Here is a 16,463-nt window from a genome sequence, read left to right as displayed (position 1 = left end):
GAGCGGAGTGCTGAACAGTTGCGGGTAGCTCCCGGCGGGCAGCCGACACCGATGCGATAACCTGCATTGGTGCTCGTCGTCGCTCTCGTCCTGTTCGCGCTGGCCCTGGTCGCCGTCGCAACCGGCGCTCTCGGACTGATCGGCAGGTTGCCGCGCAACCGCTTCGTCGGGGTGCACACCGAGGCGGCCCTGTCCGATGACGAGACCTTCCGCATCGCGAATCGCGTCGCCGCCCCCACCTCGCTGGCGGCCGGTGCGCTGTTGTTCGCCGGTGGTCTCGTCGCCCTCGCCGCGAGCGGCGTCGTCGCCCTGATCGTCGGCGCGGGTGCGGCCGTCGTCGCCCTCTTCACCCTCGGCGCCGGCGCCAACGCGGCGGCCTCGACCGCCGCCGCCATCGCTCCGCCCGCCGAGGTCGGCGGCTGCGGCAGTGCCTGCGGTGCGTGCTCGCTGCGCGACGCCTGCCAGCCCGCGACCTGACCCGCTATCCGGCGCAGTCCGGCGCGGGCACACTGCGCGACAGCGGGCTCCCGACCGGGTTGAGGTAGAGCACACAGAGCTGAACCGGCGCCGCGCCGGTATTCCGTGCGACATGGGGATAACTCGGGCCGCTCGGTTCGCGGAAGACGCGCCCGCGACGGTAGGTCACCGGTGCGCAGTCCGCGCCGGGGTGGTCGAGCGTGCCGCGCGTGACGACGACCAGCAGCGTTCCGTCGTGATAGTGCCAGCCGCTGCTGCCGCCGGGTTCGATGATGGTTTGCCGCAGCACGAATTCGCGCCGGCCGAGGGCGAACCGGAACAGCACGCGGCTCGCCGTGCCCTGTGCGGGCGCCGCATTCACCTGGTATTCGCGTCGCGTCACCAGCTCATCGAACCATTCCGGCGCGGCCCGCGTACCAATAGGACGACCAGGTCCTTTCGCGGGCGCCACGCTGTCCGGGGTGGGTTGAATCGGGCGAGTTACGTTTCGGTTCGAACCCTGTCGGCGGTGGTGACGGCGGTCCATACTTGGGGCGTTGCAGTACCAGCTTGATTTTCGGGGTGGAAATGAAAACGTTCGACCTTGCCGCCGCCGGCGAGACATGGGGGATCTCCGGTCCCGACTTCATGGCCCTGTATTGGCCGTTCATCGGGCTGGCGCTGGTGATCGGCTTGATCATGCGGTTGCGGGTCACTCGCGGCGCCGCCGATACCCGCGGCATCGAGCATCCGGGCACAGAGCTGTCGCTGCCGGAGATCGCCATGCTGTTCGACGACCGCCGGGCGGTGCTGACCGCGCTGGCCCGGCTGCGCAGCCACGACCTGATCGATTCGGCGGCCGCGCCGGCCCGCCCGCTGACCGACGCGGACAAGCACCGGCTCGACCCGTTCACCCGGTCCATCTACGACCGGATCGCGAGCGGCGCGAAGCCGACGGTCGCCGCGCTGACCACCAACTCGGCGGCCGCCCTCGGACCGCTGCGCGACTCGATGATCAAGCGCGGCTACTTTCCCGACGCGGCGTTCCGGCGCAGGCTGTGGGACGCCGGTATGCCGCTGTTGATCGTCGGGTTGGTCGGTGTGGTGCGATTGGTCGCCGGAGCGCTGAACGACCGCCCGGTCGCGTTCCTGGTCATCGCCCTTGTGGTGCAGGGGTTCTGCTACTGGCTGGTGGTGGCCAAGCCCCGGCTGACGCCGCTGGGCCGGCTGGCCCGCACGAACGCGATGAGCGGCAATGCGCATCTGAGGCCGTCCAACTCGCCGGCCTATGCCACTTATGGCGTCGAGAGCGCCGCGCTCGCGGCCGCGATATTCGGCGGCGCCGCGCTGATGACGCTCGACCCTGGCCTCGCCAGTGCCGTTGAACCACCGAGCTCTTCGGGCGGCGACGGCGGCAGCAGTGGCGACAGCGGCGGCGGCGGATGTGGCGGGGGTGGCGGCTGCGGCGGTGGCTGTGGTGGCTGACCTGCCGACGCGCGGGCCGTTGGCCGACGGGGCGCTCGGCATCGGCTGGCGGCCGGAGATCTGCGGCGTGATCGCGGAGCTGGACGGGCTCGGGTTCTGCGAGGTGATCGCGGAGTCGCTGCCGGTACGCCACCGACTGTTCGGCACCTCGGAAGTCGTGCTCCCCGCCGAGTTGGCCGCGCTGATCGAACGCGGAGTAGCCGTTGTGCCGCACGGTATTTCGTTGTCGCTCGGTGGCGCTGAACCGATGGACGACAGCCGGATCGACCATCTCGCCGCGTGCGCCGCGGCGTCGGGCGCGCCGCTGGTGAGCGAGCACGTGGCCTTCGTTCGCGCGGGCGGGGTCGAAGCCGGACATCTACTTCCGGTGCCCCGAACCAAAGCATCCTTAAACATATTGGCGCGCAACATATCCCGCACACAAGCGAGACTCGACGTACCGCTGGCCGTGGAAAACATTGCGGCACTGTTCGACTGGCCCGAGGATGAATACACCGAGTCGGAGTTCCTCGCCGAACTCGTCGACCGCACCGGCGTATACCTGCTGCTCGATATCGCCAACGTCTACGCGAACGCCCGCAACCGCGCTCGGGACCCGCTTGCCGAACTCCTGCGCCTGCCCACCGAACGCATCGCCTATTGCCACGTCGCGGGCGGCCATGAATCCGGCGGCCGCTATCACGACACGCACACCGACCCCGTTCCGGCCGAAGTCCTCACCCTCATAGGCGAATTCACCGAACGTCGCCCGGCCCCGCTGATGCTGGAACGCGACGGCAATTACCCGCCGGCCGCCGAACTCCTCGATGAACTCGATGCCATCGCCGCCGCCGCGCACCGCCCGCGGCTCACCGGCCGCGCGCGACCGGCACGCGCATGACCCAGCCGGAAACCGATGCGCTCGCCGAGCGGCAGGCGGCGCTGGTTCGTGCGCTGGTCGCCGGGAGCCCGGTGCCGGACGGCTTCGATGCCGACGCCGTCGCCGCGGCCGCCCGCGCATTGCTGCACAAGCGCGCCGGCGAAGTCGCGCGCCGCTTCCCGCTGCTCGTGCACGCCTGCGGCAACGACTTCACCGCGCGTTTCGTCGCCTGGGCCGCCGACCGGCCGAAGACGACCACCGCCGCGGACGCAACAGCTTTCGCCGAGCACGCGGGCCTCGCGCCGCCCGCGAGCGGTCCGTCGGCACGCGGCCGCCGGTCATTTCCGCGCCGATCGAGATAGCGGAACTACCCGCCCCCAACGCCGCGAGCTCCGGAGTCTGCGGATCTTCATGGTCGTTCTTCGTCGCACTACGGACGATCGTTCGTATTCATCTAGTATGCGCAGAGATCCCATGGTGTGACGAATTACGTAGGTTCTGGTTCCATCTGGGAACACGCTCGGCGTTAGCGTGTGGTGTGCGATTCCTCAGCAAGTTCTATATCGACGGTTTCATCCTGTCGATCCTCGCTACGGTTGCCCTGGCCAGCGTGTTTCCCGCCAGGGGTACCGCGGCCGACGTAGTCGACGTGCTGACGAAGATTGCCATCGCATTGCTATTCCTGCTGTACGGCACCCGGCTCTCGCCGAAGGAGGCCATCGCCGGGCTCACCCACTGGCGGCTGCACACCGTCGTGCTGGCAAGCACGTTCGTGCTGTTCCCGCTGCTCGGGCTGGCGGCGCACCTGCTGGTGCCCAGCGTGCTGACCGACGATCTCTACACCGGTTTGCTGTTCCTGTGCCTGGTGCCGTCCACCGTGCAGTCCTCGATCGCGTTCACCTCGATCGCGAAGGGCAATGTGCCCGGTGCGATCGTGAGTGCGACGGCGTCGAACCTGATCGGCGTCTTCGTGACGCCGCTGCTGGTCATCCTGTTGATGAACACCACCGGCCAGGCCAGCGTCGACTTCTCCTCGATCGGCGACATCGTGCTGCAATTGCTGGTGCCGTTCGCCGTAGGCCAGCTGATCCGGCCCAAGGTGCACGGCTGGCTGAGCCGCTACGCCGAGCCGACGAAGCTGGTGGACCGCGGCTCGATCCTGCTGGTCGTCTACAGCGCGTTCAGCGCGGGCATGGTCGAGGGCATCTGGCACATGCTCTCGCCGTGGCGGATTCTCGCGCTGGCCGCCGTGTGCGCGGTGCTGCTCGCGCTGGTCATCGCCGCGACCATGCTGATGGGCCGGATCTTCGGCTTCACCATGCCGGACCGGATCGTGATCGTGTTCTGCGGCTCGAAGAAGAGCCTGGCCACCGGCCTGCCCATGGCGACCGTGCTGTTCGCCGGCTCGCCGGTCGGGTTGATCGTGTTGCCGCTGATGATGTTCCATCAGATCCAGCTGATCACCTGCGCCGCCTTGGCCCAGCGCTGGGCCAGGCAGGCGGATGAGTCCGGCGAGGCGGGTGAGCTGCGGCCCGCCGCCTAGCGAGGTGAGCGGCTAACGCAGCGTCGCCAAGGCCGCCAGGACGGCGTGATCGGCCTCGGGATCGCCGACCGAAACGCGCGCGCTCCCATCGGGATACGCCTTGGCCGCGATGCCCGCCCGGCGCAGCGCGGTCGATACGCCGGGCCCCGGCAGGTACAGGAAGTTCGCGTGACTGCGCGGTACCGCGATCCCGCAGCGCCGCAACGCGTCCCGCAGTGCCTCCCGCTCGGCGGTGATCCGCATGGTCCGCACGGCCAGTTCGGGTTCGGCGGCGTAGGACGCGGACACCGCGGCCACCGCCGCCGAACTCACCCCGAACGGCAATTGCAACCTGCGCACCCTGGCGGCCAATTCGGGCCGCCCGAACGCGTAGCCGATGCGCAGTCCGGCCAGTCCGTAAGCCTTCGAGAAGGTCCGCAGCACAAGCAGATTCGGATAACGGTGCAGCAGGGCGAGGGGATCGGCGTATTCGGCGGCGCCGAGGAACTCGACGTACGCCTCGTCCAGGATCACCGGCACCCGCGCGGGCACGCTGCTCAGGAACGCCTTCAACGCGCCGACCGAGGCCACCGTGCCGGTCGGATTGTGCGGGCGGCACACCACCACCAGTCCGGTCCACTTGTCGACGGCCTTGGCCATCGCGCGCAGATCCTGGTTGCCGTCGGCGTCCAACGGCACCGGAACCACCTCGACCCCGGCCATCTCGGCCATGATCGGGTAGCCGTCGAAAGTCGGCGTCCCGAATACCATTCCGGCGCCGGGCGTGGTCAGCGCCTGGATGATCTGCATCGCCACCCCCGTCGCGCCGGACCCGACCACCACCTGATCCGGCTGCACGCCCAGGTGCCCCGCGATCAGCCTGGGCAGCCGCCGCGGCAGGAACTCCGGGTAACGATTCGCCTGGGCCAGCACATTGTTCACCGCACGCAGCACCGAAGGCAAAGGCGGGAACGGGTTCTCGCTGAGCGTCAGATCGAACCGCGGCGGCGCCGACGAGCCACCCCGCCGCCGCGACGGCATGGTCTCGTCGATGACGCGCAGGCTCATCGCGCCGCGTCCCACCGGATGGCCGCGGCGCCGGCGAAGTCACCCGCGTGCGCGAACGCCGACAGCAGCACCACCGAGCCGTTGCGCAGCCTGCCCGCCCGGTTCTCCGTGTCCAGGGTCACCGGGATGCCGGCGGCGAACAGGTTTCCGCACGTGTCGAAGGTGTCCGGGTGCCGCTCGGCGGGCAGTTCGAGTGCGTCGTGCCAGTTGCGCAGGAACAACCGGTTCGGCTGATTGGTGACGAAGGTGTCGATGTCGCGCCCCTTCACGCCGATCCGATCGCACACGGCCAGCGCCACTTCCGGCACCAGCCGGTTGCCGCGGGCGAACACCTTGGTGATCTTCGATTCGGTGAAGCTGACGCAGCCCTGGCCCTCGCCCGGCTCCCAGTACTTGCGCTCGCCGTTGGTGGAAAACTCCATGTCCCCGGCGAATTCGGGATAGGTGCGGCATTCGATGTCCAAGATCGGCGCGCTGTCGTTCTTGACCAGCAGCCCCACCCCGCATCCGTCGCCCGGAACCGGCGCCTGCGCCAGCTTGCGAATGTCGGGTTGGGTGAACACCGGGCCCGCGCAATTCTGCGTCGCCGCGATCAGCGCGGTGCGGGCGTCGGTGGTCTGCAACACCATTCGGGCGATCGACATCATGTGCACGAAGGCCGCGCAGCCGCCGTTGTGCACGTCGTAGACGAAGGCGGGGCGCGCGCCGAGCCGCTTGGCCACCTCCGGTCCGGCGCCCATTACCGGATTGTCCGGCAGCTGGGTGTGCGTGATCAGCACGTCGATATTTGAAATGAATTGCGCGCCATGGCGTTCGATCAACGGCGCGACGGCGCGCTCGACCATGTCCACGGCCGTCTCGTCCCGGTGCACGTGGTGGCGGCCCTTGGGCGAGCGGAACATCACGTTCTTGGCCATCCGGTCCGACCGGGAGAACTGGGTGAAATACTCGGTGCCGACCGGTTCTCCCGGCAGGTAGCTGGCCACGTCGACCAGGCTGACCGGGGGGAGGGCGGGAGCGTCAGGGTTGCTGGGGATCATCCGGGTCTCACTTCATCCAGTCGGGCTTGATGGGCAGGCCGTTGGCCGCCCGGTACTCGCAGATCGCCTTGAGGTTGTCCATCTCCAGCTGGTGGCCCGCGGAGAACATGTCCCAGAAGTCACCGACCCACACCGGGCGCTCGGCCGGCGCGGTCTCGGGATAGGGGTTCTCGTCATAGAACGGATGCTTGCAATTGACCCACAGCACAACCGATCCCGGCTTGTCGAACACCACCTGCGCGTCGACGACGCGCAGCAGATAGATCATCCACAGGTGCCGCGATTGATCCCAGGCGCAGTGATAGTCGACGGTCATCCCCTCCGGATGGGCGACGGTGCGGGTGAAGATCTGCGTTTCGTCGCCGAGCCGGTCGTAGGCCAGCCACAGGTCCGGCTCCTCGGTCGGCACGAAGCCACGCAGGCTGTAGGTCCACTCCTCCAGTGAGCGGGTGTCGGCGAGATACTCGTAGACCTGCCGCGGCGGCGCGGCGATATACGCCTGCACCGGGCAGTATTCGCCGAAGACCTGGTCGTGCGGGTATACCGACCGCAGCATGTCCATGATGATCGGCGTGGTCGCGTCCTTGTCGGAATTCTCGATCCGCAGTACGCCGGGCGGAAGGGCGTCCGCGGGGATATCGCTGAGTGCGGGCAGGGCGTCGGTAGGCCCGCCCGTCGCCCGGCCGCCACCCCTGACGGAATCGCTACGCGATAAGGTCATTTCGTACTCCTGGATTGCTCGATGGTCGTCAAGAACGGCAGAAACGGCGGAACCTCGTCCGGATCCACGTCGATCGAAATGAACGAGGGCCCTTCGGTTTCCATGCAGAACCGCAGGGTTTCGGCCAGCTCGGCCGGTGCGCGCACGGAGAACGCGGGCAGCCCGGGGAACATGGCGCCGACGCCCTCGCCCAGATGCGACGGGCGGAATCTGTTGAAGCTGTAGCGATCTCGGTAATAGAGCTGTTCTCTGGTCACGCACATGGCGTGCGCGTTGTTGTTGAGCACGATGAAGGTGATCGGCAGCGCGTGCTCGATCGCGGTGTGAATCTCCATGCCGTGCATATAGAACGCGCCGTCACCGGCGACGACCACGGTGCGCCGCACACCGCCGGGCCCGTGCCCGCGGGCGAACGCCGAGCCGATGCCCGCGCCGAAGGCGTAACCCATGCCACCCATCCCGAGCGCCACGACGAACCGGCCGCCGCGCGGCACCCGCAGGTGATGCACCACGGCCGCACCGGTATTGCCCGCGTCCGCGAAGACGTCGGTGCCGCCGGGCAGTGCCGCGTCGATGGTCTCCACCAGTTGCCGGTAGCGCAGCCCCGGACCCGACGAAGGCGGAACCCGCAGCGGGGTGAGTGGAGTGACCGTGCGCCGCTCGGGTGTACCTGTGGCGCCGGCGAATTCGTCGGCCAGCTCACCCAGGGCGCGGGCGAGGTCGGTGCTGGTGGCGTGGATGGCCGGCGGATACGGCGGCGTCACCCCGATGCTCGCCACCGTGCTGCCGGCCAGCAGTTCGTCCAGTCCGGTGCGCGTGGTTACCGGCATCGGCGTGCCGACCAGCAGGCACAACGCCGCAGAACGAATGGCCGCGCCGAGTTCGGGATGCCCCATGGTGCCCGCGACCCCGCAGAAGCCCGGGTCGGTGTTGTCGTAGGTGTCCTTGGCGTCCGGGGCCACGCCCACCGCGGCATCCAGGACGGCGGCCAGCCTGGCCAGCTCGTCCCGCGCGTCATCGCGAGCGACCTGATCCCCGGCGATGATCACGATCTTCCCGGTTCGCCGAGCCGTCGTGAGCGCGGTGCGCAGGCGGGCCAGACCCGCCTCGTCGCGCCGATACACCTTGGTGGGCAACCGAATCGGCTGTGCCGTGCTGCTCGCCTGCTGAACGTCCTTGGGCAGCAGCAGCACCGCGGGCCCGCCGCGCCGGGCGGCGCCCACCGCCCTGGCCAGCTGCCCGGGCAGATCGGCCGCGCGCTCGACCCGCGCGCAATAGCGGGTGATCTCGCCGAACACGCGGACCGCGTCGATGGTGCCCGCGTGCCCGCTGGTGTCCTGGAAGGCGCCCTTGCCCTCCAGCGTGGTCGGCGGTTGACCGACCAGCGCGAGCACCGGCACCCGCGACGCATACGATTCGGCAAGTCCGGCAACGAGATTCATCGCGCCGCCGCCGGACGTCGCGGCCACCACGCCGAGGCCGCCGGTCGATCGGGCATAGCCGTCGGCCATGGTCGCGGCGGCGAATTCGTGTTTGGCGATCACCCCGGTGACGTCGCCGGGGGCGTCGAAGACGGCGTCGTACAGGTCTTCGATGTTCGCCCCGTCGACGCCGAAGATGTGCCGGACCCCCAGGGCCGAAACCGCCTGCACCACATAATCCACGACCCGGCTCTGCATCCGGCGCTCCTTCCCGCGGGTGTCCACCTGTGCGCTGGGCACACGCGAGATCACTTCCTGCGTACAGAAGTGATACGGGTCGGGAGGGGAGACGGTTCAACGATGAACCAGTCGGCCGCCGCCCGGTTGGTCTCGATCCCGAATTGCGGCATTTCGGCGGGCTTTGCCGGCCGGACTTGCGTGTACGTATACATCTACGTATAGTCGATGCATGCCCAACAAGACGATCTATGTTGCCGATGACGATCTGCCGCTGTTCCAGCGGGCCCAGGAACTGGTTGGCGGCAATCTGTCCGGGGCGGTGACCACGGCGCTGCGCCGGTTCATCGAATTGGAAGAGGGTCGGCAAGAAGGGTACGACGAGGTCATCGTCCGGGTCGGGCACAACGGTGTCCGGCAGGTCCGATTCTCCGGCGCCCTGTTGTTCGAGACGAACGACGTCAATGACCACCGGATGGAGCACGTCCGGGTGTTCCGCAGCCGCAAGGGCAAGTTCGTGCTGCACGCGCACTACGCCAGCTGGGACGAGTATCCCCAATCCGCCAACTGGATCAAGGATTTGAAGAACTGGCGGCGCATGCTCGGCGTCGGCGAGCAGGACTGGGGCGACTTCATCCTGGAGATCGTCGACTCGATCGAGGAATTGAAAGGCAAACTGCCGGACAAGGTTTACGAGCGGGTGGTCGACATCGCCAAGCGGCCACAGATCGAAGACCTCGACATCTAGCCGAATCCCGTTTCGGCACAACTGAACAGCCACTGCTCGACCGAGAACCCGCTCCCCCCCGGGGGGCGGTGTGGAACAAACATGCGCGCATGCGCATCCGATAATGGAATTCATCGAAAGGACCGTCATGGTCAACGGCCATCGCGCACCCGCCATTTCGGCACTGGGCCTGCGCAAATCGTTCGGCGACAAGGTGGTGCTCGACGGCATCGACATCGTCGTCCCCGAGGGCACCATCTACTCGCTGCTCGGCCCGAACGGCGCGGGCAAGACCACCACGGTGCAGATCCTGAGCACGCTCATCCACGCCGACGGCGGGGAGAACCGGGTCGGCGGCCACGATGTCGAGGCCGAACGCGACGCGGTGCGGGACGCGATCGGGGTCACCGGTCAGTTCTCCGCCGTCGACGAGCTGCTCACCGGCCGGGAGAACCTGATCCTGATGGGCGACCTGCATCATCTGCCCCGGCGCGAGAGCAAACGGCTGGCCGCGGATCTGCTGGCCCGCTTCGATCTGGTCGAGGCCGCCGACAAGCCCGCGTCCACCTACTCCGGCGGCATGACCCGGCGCCTGGACCTGGCCATGACCCTGGTCGGCGATCCGCGGATCATCTTCCTGGACGAGCCGACCACCGGCCTCGACCCGCGCAGCCGGCGGGTCATCTGGGAGCTCATCCGCGGGCTGGTCGACGACTACAACGTCACGGTCTTCCTCACCACCCAGTACCTGGAGGAAGCCGACAACCTGGCCGACCACATCGCGGTGCTCGATCAGGGCCGGATCGTCGCGGAAGGCACTGCGGCGGAGCTGAAGCGGCTGGTGCCCGGCGGGCACATCCGGCTGCAATTCGCCGACCGTGACGCCCTGTTCGCCGCGTCCGCCGCGCTCGGCGTCGCCACGCGGATGACCGGCGAGCCCGACGACGACCCGGACCTGACTCTTGCGGTGCCGAGCGACGGCAGCGTGAAATCGCTGCGGGCACTGCTGGATCGGCTCGACTACGAACAGATCGAGGTCGACGGGCTCGCCGTGCACACGCCCAACCTCGACGATGTCTTCCTCACCCTCACCGGCCAGCCGACCCCCGAAACGGAAACAGTCTGATGAGCACCATGTCCTACGCCCTCGCCGACTCGGCAACGATGTTGCGGCGCAACCTGACCCACGCCAAGCGTTATCCGAGCATGAGCGTCGGCATCATCGTGATGCCGACCGTGCTGCTGCTGATCTTCAAGTTCGTCTTCGGCGGCGCGCTGGAGAAGTCGTCCGGCGGAAACTACATCGACTACCTCGCGCCCGGCATGCTGCTGATGGTGCCCGCCTACATCACCGCGTCGGTGGCGGTGTCCATCGCGACCGACGCGTCCAAGGGCATCGTGAATCGGTTCCGCACCATGGGGATCACCCAGTCGTCGATGCTGACCGGGCACGTGGTCGGTGCGCTGCTGCAAGCGCTGGGCGGCATCGTGCTGATGGCCGCGGTCTCGCTGCTCATCGGCTGGCGTCCGGACGCGAACGTCGTCGAATGGATCGCCGCGTTCGGCCTGCTCGCCTTCACCATCTTCGGTTTGAACTGGCTCGCGGTCGCGTTGGGCCTGCTGTCGTCGAGCCCGGAGGGCGCGAGCAACGTCGTCTTCCCGATCATCATGCTGCCGTTCCTCGGCAGCGGACTGGTGAGCACCGACACCATGCCCGTCGGCCTGCGTCAGTTCGCCGAGTACCAGCCGTTCACGCCGATCACCGAGACCGTGCGCGGCCTGCTGATGGGCACCGAGATCGGCACCGACGGCATCCTCGCGCTGGCCTGGTGCGCCGGCCTCACGATCGCCGGATTCCTTTGGGCCAACTCGATTTTCCGTCGCCAGACCAGCTGAGTCCGACCACCCGATGAGGGGTAGCGATCCCCCCGCCGAACCCTCGGCGGGGGGATCGCTGTGTCGTCAGACGGTGCCGGACAGCAGCGTCTCGCCGGTCGACGCCAACCGGATCTCGACGGCCCGGATCTGGTCCGGCGCCTTGTCGATGGTCCGGTCGATGGTCAGCTCGGTGCCCGGCCCGGCCGGCCACTGATCGAGCTCGGTCTGGCTGCCGTCGGTGCCGAGCACGAACAACTTCAGATTCCAGTTGTACTGCTGGTTGCTCGCCCCGTAGCGGCAACTCATCACGATCCGCGTCTTGCCGTTGTCCTGCACGACCTTGAAGCTGGCCGTCACCGGATTCGGCTTGAGCGGTTGCATACTGCGTTCCGCGACAACCTGTTCGGTGCCGGTGTTGCCGGACGAGGTGACGGTGGCGACCACCGGAACCGCGATGGCCACCGCGGCGGCCGCTGCCGCGACCGCGGCACCGATGGATACCCACCGGCTCCGGCGCCTGCGCTTCTCGGCCGCGTCGGCGAGCCTGGGCAGCAACTGCGGCACCGGGGGCCCGGTCGTGGTCGTCGCCGAACCTGATTGCGGCGCAACGGTTTCGGGCAGGTCGATCATCGCGAGCGCGGTCGCGGGTTCGACCATGGCGAGCATGCCGGGCATCCCGGCCAGTTCGGCCACCGCGGCCTGGCAGGCGGGGCAGCCGGCCAAATGCTCCTCGTATTCCCGGCGCTCGGTTCGCGTCAGCGAGCCGAGCACGTAGGGCGCGTCCCACGTGGTGTAGTCGTCAGCGATATCGGTCATTGGTTCGTCACCCCCATCTCCTGTAATGCCAGCCGTAGCGCCCGCATGCCGTAGTGCATCCGGGATTTCACCGTGCCCGGCGGAATATCGAGCTCCGCCGCGATCTGATGCGTGGAAAGGCCCCGGTAGTAGGCCCGCACGATCACCTCGCGGTGATCGGGACTGAGTCTGCCCAACGCGTCCGCTACCACCCAGCCGTCCAAGGCGCGGTCGGCCTGGTCCGGCGTCGCCTGCTCCGGCGGCGCGTCGGTGCGGAACTCGCGCCGGTTGCGGGCGCTGCGATGCTCATCCACGGCGAGATTGCGGGCCACCGTGAACAGCCACGCGCGCGCCGACGTGTCGGACTGATCCAAGACGTTCGGGCGCTGCCACGCCCGCAGCAACGTTTCCTGCACGATGTCCTCGGCCCGTCCGGGGTCGCGCACCAGGCCGAGCGTGTACCGCCAGAGCACGGCCGCGTGTTCGTCGTACAAGACCCGCAACAACTCGGTTCGGTTGTCCCGCATTGCTCACCTCCCGCTCATCCCACGAATCAGCGGGGGCAAACGGTTCAATGAGAGCGCACATCTCAATTTCGTTCTAGTTCAATCGGGTGGGTGGCCAGCAGTGACAGGGGTAGCGGCTGGCGGCGCAGCACGTGGGCCCAGAGGTCGGCGCGGCCGGTGCTGATCGGGTCGGAGGGCAACGCGGACAGCACGATCCAGTCGTCGTTCTCCAGCTCGCCCTCCAGCTGACCGAAGGTCCAACCCGCGTAACCGGCGAAGATGCGGATGCCCTCGACCAATTGCCCGATCTCCTCGGGGTCGGCGTCCAGGTCGACCAGCACCACGCGGCCGTCGATGCGGCGCAGGCCGGGGATGCCGTCGATGCTCGCGCCGACCCGCACGGTGCCGAGGCACAGCGCCGCGTCCCGCTTGACCGGGCCGCCGATGAACAGGGTGCGCGGCGCGGCCGCCACCTCGGTCCAGCGGGGGAGCACGTCGTGCACGGCCGTATCGCTCGGCCGGTTCAGCACCACGCCGAGGCTGCCCGCCTCGTTGTGCTCGATGATGTAGACAACGGTGCGCCGGAAGGTGGGTTCGGCCAGCTCGGTCGCCGACACCAGCAGGGTGCCGGCGCGCACCACCTGCTCGCCGTGCCGGAAATCGCGCCGCTTGCGGTCGCCGTGCCCGCCGCGAGTTTTCCGATCATCCGGGTCGTCTGCGCGTGCCACTCGGACATCATCGCAGTTGTTCGGGCGATATGCGCTTCCGCTGACCAGTTCGGTGCGCTGAATTTGGTTCGGGGGCCGATGCTGGGGGCTTGCGGGCGTCGTAGAGTCCGTGTCATGGAACCGCCCGAGGTGCGCCTCGAGAACAGCGACACCGTGTACGACTTCTATCTCGACCATCGGCAGAATCGGCTGAAAGCCTGGGGTGCGTACGCCATTCTGGGGCGTCGCTACTATCCCCGCGTCGCCTATGCCGCGGGTGCGCGGGCCGGTCTGCGGGCGGCGATCCGGCAGGGCCGGCCGCTGTTGATCTCGATCAATCATCTTTCCGAGAACGATCCGTACACGGTCGCGGCGGCGGCGTGGCGCAGTGCGTTGCGCCCGGTGATCGGCCGGGTGCGGGTGCTGGCCAAGGACGAGCTGTTCGAGGAGCCGGAGCAGCGGCGCAAGATCGACATGATGGGCGGGATCCCGGTGTTCCGCGGCAAGGACCACGGGATCCGGGCTGTCAATGCGGCTGGTCAACGAATGATGGACATCTGCGCGCAGCGGATCGCGCGCGGCGACGGGGTCGCGGTGTTCCCGGAGGGCACCTGCAACGAGGTCGACCCGGCCCAGGTGCAGCCGGTCGGTAGCGGCATCGGGCACATCGCGTTTCGCGCGATGAAGCTCGGCGTCGAGCCGGTGCTGGTCTCGATGGGCCTGAGCTACGGGCCGCGGGCCGACCCGGCGGTGCAGCCGACCAAGGAGGAGGCCAAGTCGGCCAGCTTCTACTTCGGCGTGCCGATCACCGAATTGCCGGGCAAGCCGGGCGATATCGCGCGGCTGGTGCGCGCCGATCTGCAACTGGCCCTGGACGGGGCGGTCGCTGCCTACTGAGGCAGGTTCAGGCTGTCGCGCGCCCAGTGCGGGACCATCACCAGATATTCGGGGCGGGTCTCGATGAAGTGATGCACCATCCGGCACATCGGCAGCGCGCCGAGCTTGTCCTGGGCGGTGCTGTTCAACGCCGCCTCGACCAGCACGCGGCCGTAGCCCTGGCCCTCGTAGCGGGGGTAGATCTCGGTGTGCACGAACGCGCGTTCGGACTGGGTGTCCTGGTATTCGACGTACCCGGCATTGTCACCGTCGACGTAGAGCTCGAAGCGTTCCAGAGCGGTGTTGATACGGACCTCCGTCGACATGGCTCGACGCTACTCCCGTGCGACGTCATCCGCGCATTCCACGACACATATCGCCGCGCCCGCCCGGGTCTGGGGACGACCGCGTCGGGACGGGCCTGACCGGCGGAATCGGGCGCTCGACTTGTTTGTCGCTCGTGGCGTGCGCAGAATGCTCTTGATCGGGGTCGCACACGCACGCGTGGCGGCGGCCCGTGGAGGTTCGAAACATGATGAAGGTACGGCTGTTTTCCCGGGCGGCGGCGACCATGGCCGGGTGCCTGCTCGGCGGATTGATCGTGTCCGGCCCGGCCGATGCCGCCCCGGCCTTCGGGGCCTGCCCGGACGGGGCGGTGGCGGCGGGGCACGGCGTGCAGTGTGCTGTCGTCGAAGTGCCGATGAACTACGCCGATCCGGACGGGGCGAGGATTCAGCTGACCGTCAGCCGGATCGCGGCGACCGGCGAGCGGCGCGGCGCGATCTTCGCCAACCCTGGTGGGCCCGGCGCCGATGGGCTGGACTTCTGGGGTTTACGGACCGATGTGCTGCCCGCCGACCTGAACGCCCACTACGATCGGCTCGCGGTGCAGCCGCGCGGATTGCGCTGGGCCACACCGCTGGAGTGCGCGACCGGGGACGGCGGGCGGGTTTCGCTCGGCGGCGGCGATCGCAATGCCATCAAGAAAGCCTGCGACACCGCGCATCCCGGTTATCTGGACACCATCACCACCGAGAACACCGCCCGTGATCTCGATGCGGTGCGCGCCGCGCTCGGGCTGGACCGGATCAGCTACCTCGGCACTTCGTACGGGACCTACCTGGGGGCGGTGTACGCCTCGCTGTTCCCGGACCGGGTCGAGCGAATGGTGCTGGATTCCAACGTCAATCCCGACTGGGTGTGGACCGAGGAATTCGCCCAGCAGCAGGTCGCGGGCAAGCAGCGCCTCGACGATCTGTTCGCCTGGATCGCCGCGCACAGCGACGAGTACCACCTCGGCGACACGGCGTTGCAGGTCTATCAGAACTGGGTGCGGATGGCGGTCGACCAGGGCGGCGGCTGGTACGCCAACCTGACGCCGCCGCCGGCCAGTCTCGCCGACCTGCCGGGCTCGCTGCCCGAGCCGCTGGCCGAGATCGCGCGCGACGGATACACCGGCAGCCTCGAGCAGACCGGGAAACTCCAGAATCTGGTGCGCACGTTGATCTCTCGCGGTGCCACCACGCAGGGGCCGTTGCTCGGCGCGACCTCGGTCGCCAGCTATACCCGCACCTACTGGCCTGCCTTCGCGCGCGCGATGGCCGAAGCGATGGCCAATCCGTCGAACGTGCAACGGTTGCGCACCATCGAGAAGGCCACGTCCACCGACCCCACCGGGCAGTTCGTCTTCGCCGCGATCACCTGCAACGAGAATGCGATTCCCGGACGGCTCGACGTGCTTGGCTCGGCGATCGCGACCATCGCCTCGGGCGGTAACGCCATGGACGCTCGAGCGGACCTGGTCCGCTCCGGAATGGCCTGTGGGGCTTGGCAGCCCGTCACCAAGCCGGTCCGGATCACCGGGGCGGGCCTGGCCAGGCCGCCGCTCGTCGTGCAGAGCCGCCATGACGCGCTCACCAAATATGAAGGGGGACCGGCGATGGCACGCGCGCTGGGCGGTTCGCTCCTCACCGTCGAAGGCGGGGATCACGGCAATTTCGGCCGCGGCAACCACGTTGTCGACGACGCGGTGATGACCTATCTCGACACCGGGCAGATCACGATCACCGAGGCCGCGGAGGCGCCGCTGCCGGTGCGCTGATGCGCGCTCGGACGCCGAAACTGCACGCGTACTGCGTGATTCAGATTATCGTCGACTGAACCAC

At 68.3% G+C, this 16,463-nt stretch carries 19 protein-coding genes; 10 read left to right on the top strand and 9 right to left on the bottom strand.

Annotation, left to right across the window (positions count from 1 at the left end; all coding sequences use genetic code 11):
• Positions 1 to 69 precede the first annotated feature (69 nt).
• Positions 70 to 477, top strand: coding sequence for an SdpI family protein (locus ACFYO1_RS23495; RefSeq protein WP_387234603.1), 408 nt, complete (start codon positions 70 to 72; stop codon positions 475 to 477).
• Positions 478 to 481: 4 nt separating this feature from the next.
• Here the strand turns inward: ACFYO1_RS23495 and ACFYO1_RS23490 are convergent, their stop codons facing one another.
• Positions 482 to 859 carry a cupin domain-containing protein gene (locus tag ACFYO1_RS23490; RefSeq protein WP_387234600.1) on the bottom strand — a complete coding sequence of 126 codons (378 nt, stop codon included), beginning with the start codon at positions 857 to 859 and terminating at the stop codon, positions 482 to 484.
• Between the two features lie 185 nt (positions 860 to 1,044).
• On the opposite strand from ACFYO1_RS23490, the gene ACFYO1_RS23485 reads away from it, so the two are divergent.
• From ACFYO1_RS23485 to ACFYO1_RS23470, 4 genes are all read left to right on the top strand, one after another.
• Positions 1,045 to 1,941, top strand: coding sequence for a TIGR04222 domain-containing membrane protein (locus ACFYO1_RS23485; RefSeq protein ID WP_387234597.1), 897 nt, complete (start codon positions 1,045 to 1,047; stop codon positions 1,939 to 1,941).
• A complete protein-coding gene (locus tag ACFYO1_RS23480) occupies positions 1,934 to 2,821 on the top strand; it encodes a DUF692 domain-containing protein (RefSeq protein ID WP_387234594.1) in 888 nt (295 codons plus the stop codon). Before ACFYO1_RS23485 ends, ACFYO1_RS23480 begins: the two co-directional genes overlap by 8 nt.
• A complete protein-coding gene (locus ACFYO1_RS23475; RefSeq protein ID WP_387234591.1) occupies positions 2,818 to 3,162 on the top strand; it encodes a hypothetical protein in 345 nt (114 codons plus the stop codon). Before ACFYO1_RS23480 ends, ACFYO1_RS23475 begins: the two co-directional genes overlap by 4 nt.
• 176 nt (positions 3,163 to 3,338) lie before the next feature.
• Positions 3,339 to 4,343, top strand: a complete 1,005-nt coding sequence (locus ACFYO1_RS23470; RefSeq protein ID WP_387234588.1) for a bile acid:sodium symporter family protein — start codon at positions 3,339 to 3,341, stop codon at positions 4,341 to 4,343.
• Between the two features lie 12 nt (positions 4,344 to 4,355).
• On the opposite strand, the gene ACFYO1_RS23465 is transcribed toward ACFYO1_RS23470, so the two are convergent.
• Genes ACFYO1_RS23465 through ACFYO1_RS23450 form a run of 4 tightly spaced genes read right to left on the bottom strand, consistent with a single transcriptional unit; the run spans position 4,356 to position 8,830 of the window.
• On the bottom strand, positions 4,356 to 5,390 hold the full coding sequence (locus ACFYO1_RS23465) for an aminotransferase class I/II-fold pyridoxal phosphate-dependent enzyme (protein WP_387234585.1): 1,035 nt from the start codon (positions 5,388 to 5,390) through the stop codon (positions 4,356 to 4,358).
• Complete coding sequence (locus tag ACFYO1_RS23460) at positions 5,387 to 6,430, bottom strand: 3-oxoacyl-ACP synthase III family protein (RefSeq protein WP_387234582.1); 1,044 nt, start codon at positions 6,428 to 6,430, stop codon at positions 5,387 to 5,389. The genes ACFYO1_RS23465 and ACFYO1_RS23460 overlap by 4 nt, the downstream gene beginning before the upstream one ends.
• A gap of 7 nt (positions 6,431 to 6,437) precedes the next feature.
• Positions 6,438 to 7,151, bottom strand: a complete 714-nt coding sequence (locus tag ACFYO1_RS23455; RefSeq protein ID WP_387234579.1) for an SRPBCC family protein — start codon at positions 7,149 to 7,151, stop codon at positions 6,438 to 6,440.
• On the bottom strand, positions 7,148 to 8,830 hold the full coding sequence (locus ACFYO1_RS23450) for a thiamine pyrophosphate-binding protein (RefSeq protein WP_387234576.1): 1,683 nt from the start codon (positions 8,828 to 8,830) through the stop codon (positions 7,148 to 7,150). The genes ACFYO1_RS23455 and ACFYO1_RS23450 overlap by 4 nt, the downstream gene beginning before the upstream one ends.
• A gap of 211 nt (positions 8,831 to 9,041) precedes the next feature.
• Here ACFYO1_RS23450 and ACFYO1_RS23445 point away from each other — a divergent pair, with 211 nt between their 5' ends.
• From ACFYO1_RS23445 to ACFYO1_RS23435, 3 genes are all read left to right on the top strand, one after another.
• Positions 9,042 to 9,557, top strand: coding sequence for an EXLDI protein (locus ACFYO1_RS23445; RefSeq protein ID WP_357384617.1), 516 nt, complete (start codon positions 9,042 to 9,044; stop codon positions 9,555 to 9,557).
• Positions 9,558 to 9,684: 127 nt separating this feature from the next.
• Positions 9,685 to 10,662 carry an ATP-binding cassette domain-containing protein gene (locus ACFYO1_RS23440; protein ID WP_387235340.1) on the top strand — a complete coding sequence of 326 codons (978 nt, stop codon included), beginning with the start codon at positions 9,685 to 9,687 and terminating at the stop codon, positions 10,660 to 10,662.
• The gene (locus ACFYO1_RS23435; RefSeq protein ID WP_387234572.1) at positions 10,662 to 11,432 is read left to right on the top strand and encodes an ABC transporter permease; all 771 of its coding nucleotides are present in this window, start codon (positions 10,662 to 10,664) and stop codon (positions 11,430 to 11,432) included. Before ACFYO1_RS23440 ends, ACFYO1_RS23435 begins: the two co-directional genes overlap by 1 nt.
• A gap of 66 nt (positions 11,433 to 11,498) precedes the next feature.
• Here ACFYO1_RS23435 and ACFYO1_RS23430 read toward each other — a convergent pair whose 3' ends face one another.
• From ACFYO1_RS23430 to ACFYO1_RS23420, 3 genes are all read right to left on the bottom strand, one after another.
• The gene (locus ACFYO1_RS23430) at positions 11,499 to 12,230 is read right to left on the bottom strand and encodes an anti-sigma factor family protein (RefSeq protein WP_387234569.1); all 732 of its coding nucleotides are present in this window, start codon (positions 12,228 to 12,230) and stop codon (positions 11,499 to 11,501) included.
• The gene (locus tag ACFYO1_RS23425; protein ID WP_387234566.1) at positions 12,227 to 12,736 is read right to left on the bottom strand and encodes a sigma-70 family RNA polymerase sigma factor; all 510 of its coding nucleotides are present in this window, start codon (positions 12,734 to 12,736) and stop codon (positions 12,227 to 12,229) included. The genes ACFYO1_RS23430 and ACFYO1_RS23425 overlap by 4 nt, the downstream gene beginning before the upstream one ends.
• Before the next feature lie 62 nt (positions 12,737 to 12,798).
• Entirely contained in the window at positions 12,799 to 13,443 is a 645-nt protein-coding gene (locus ACFYO1_RS23420) for a YqgE/AlgH family protein (protein WP_387234563.1), read from the bottom strand.
• Positions 13,444 to 13,557: 114 nt separating this feature from the next.
• Between ACFYO1_RS23420 and ACFYO1_RS23415 the strand changes: the two genes are divergently transcribed.
• A complete protein-coding gene (locus ACFYO1_RS23415; protein ID WP_387234560.1) occupies positions 13,558 to 14,319 on the top strand; it encodes a lysophospholipid acyltransferase family protein in 762 nt (253 codons plus the stop codon).
• On the opposite strand, the gene ACFYO1_RS23410 is transcribed toward ACFYO1_RS23415, so the two are convergent.
• Complete coding sequence (locus ACFYO1_RS23410) at positions 14,313 to 14,624, bottom strand: GNAT family N-acetyltransferase (RefSeq protein WP_387234557.1); 312 nt, start codon at positions 14,622 to 14,624, stop codon at positions 14,313 to 14,315. The two genes, ACFYO1_RS23415 and ACFYO1_RS23410, sit on opposite strands and share 7 nt — an antisense overlap.
• Before the next feature lie 206 nt (positions 14,625 to 14,830).
• On the opposite strand from ACFYO1_RS23410, the gene ACFYO1_RS23405 reads away from it, so the two are divergent.
• Positions 14,831 to 16,399, top strand: a complete 1,569-nt coding sequence (locus ACFYO1_RS23405) for an alpha/beta hydrolase (RefSeq protein WP_387234554.1) — start codon at positions 14,831 to 14,833, stop codon at positions 16,397 to 16,399.
• Positions 16,400 to 16,463: the final 64 nt, after the last annotated feature.

It is taken from the genome of Nocardia sp. NPDC006044, from assembly GCF_042871115.1.
Taxonomy (GTDB): domain Bacteria; phylum Actinomycetota; class Actinomycetes; order Mycobacteriales; family Mycobacteriaceae; genus Nocardia.
The sequence above is the reverse complement of the archived record's forward strand: the minus strand, read 5'-3'. Positions and strand labels throughout refer to the sequence as shown.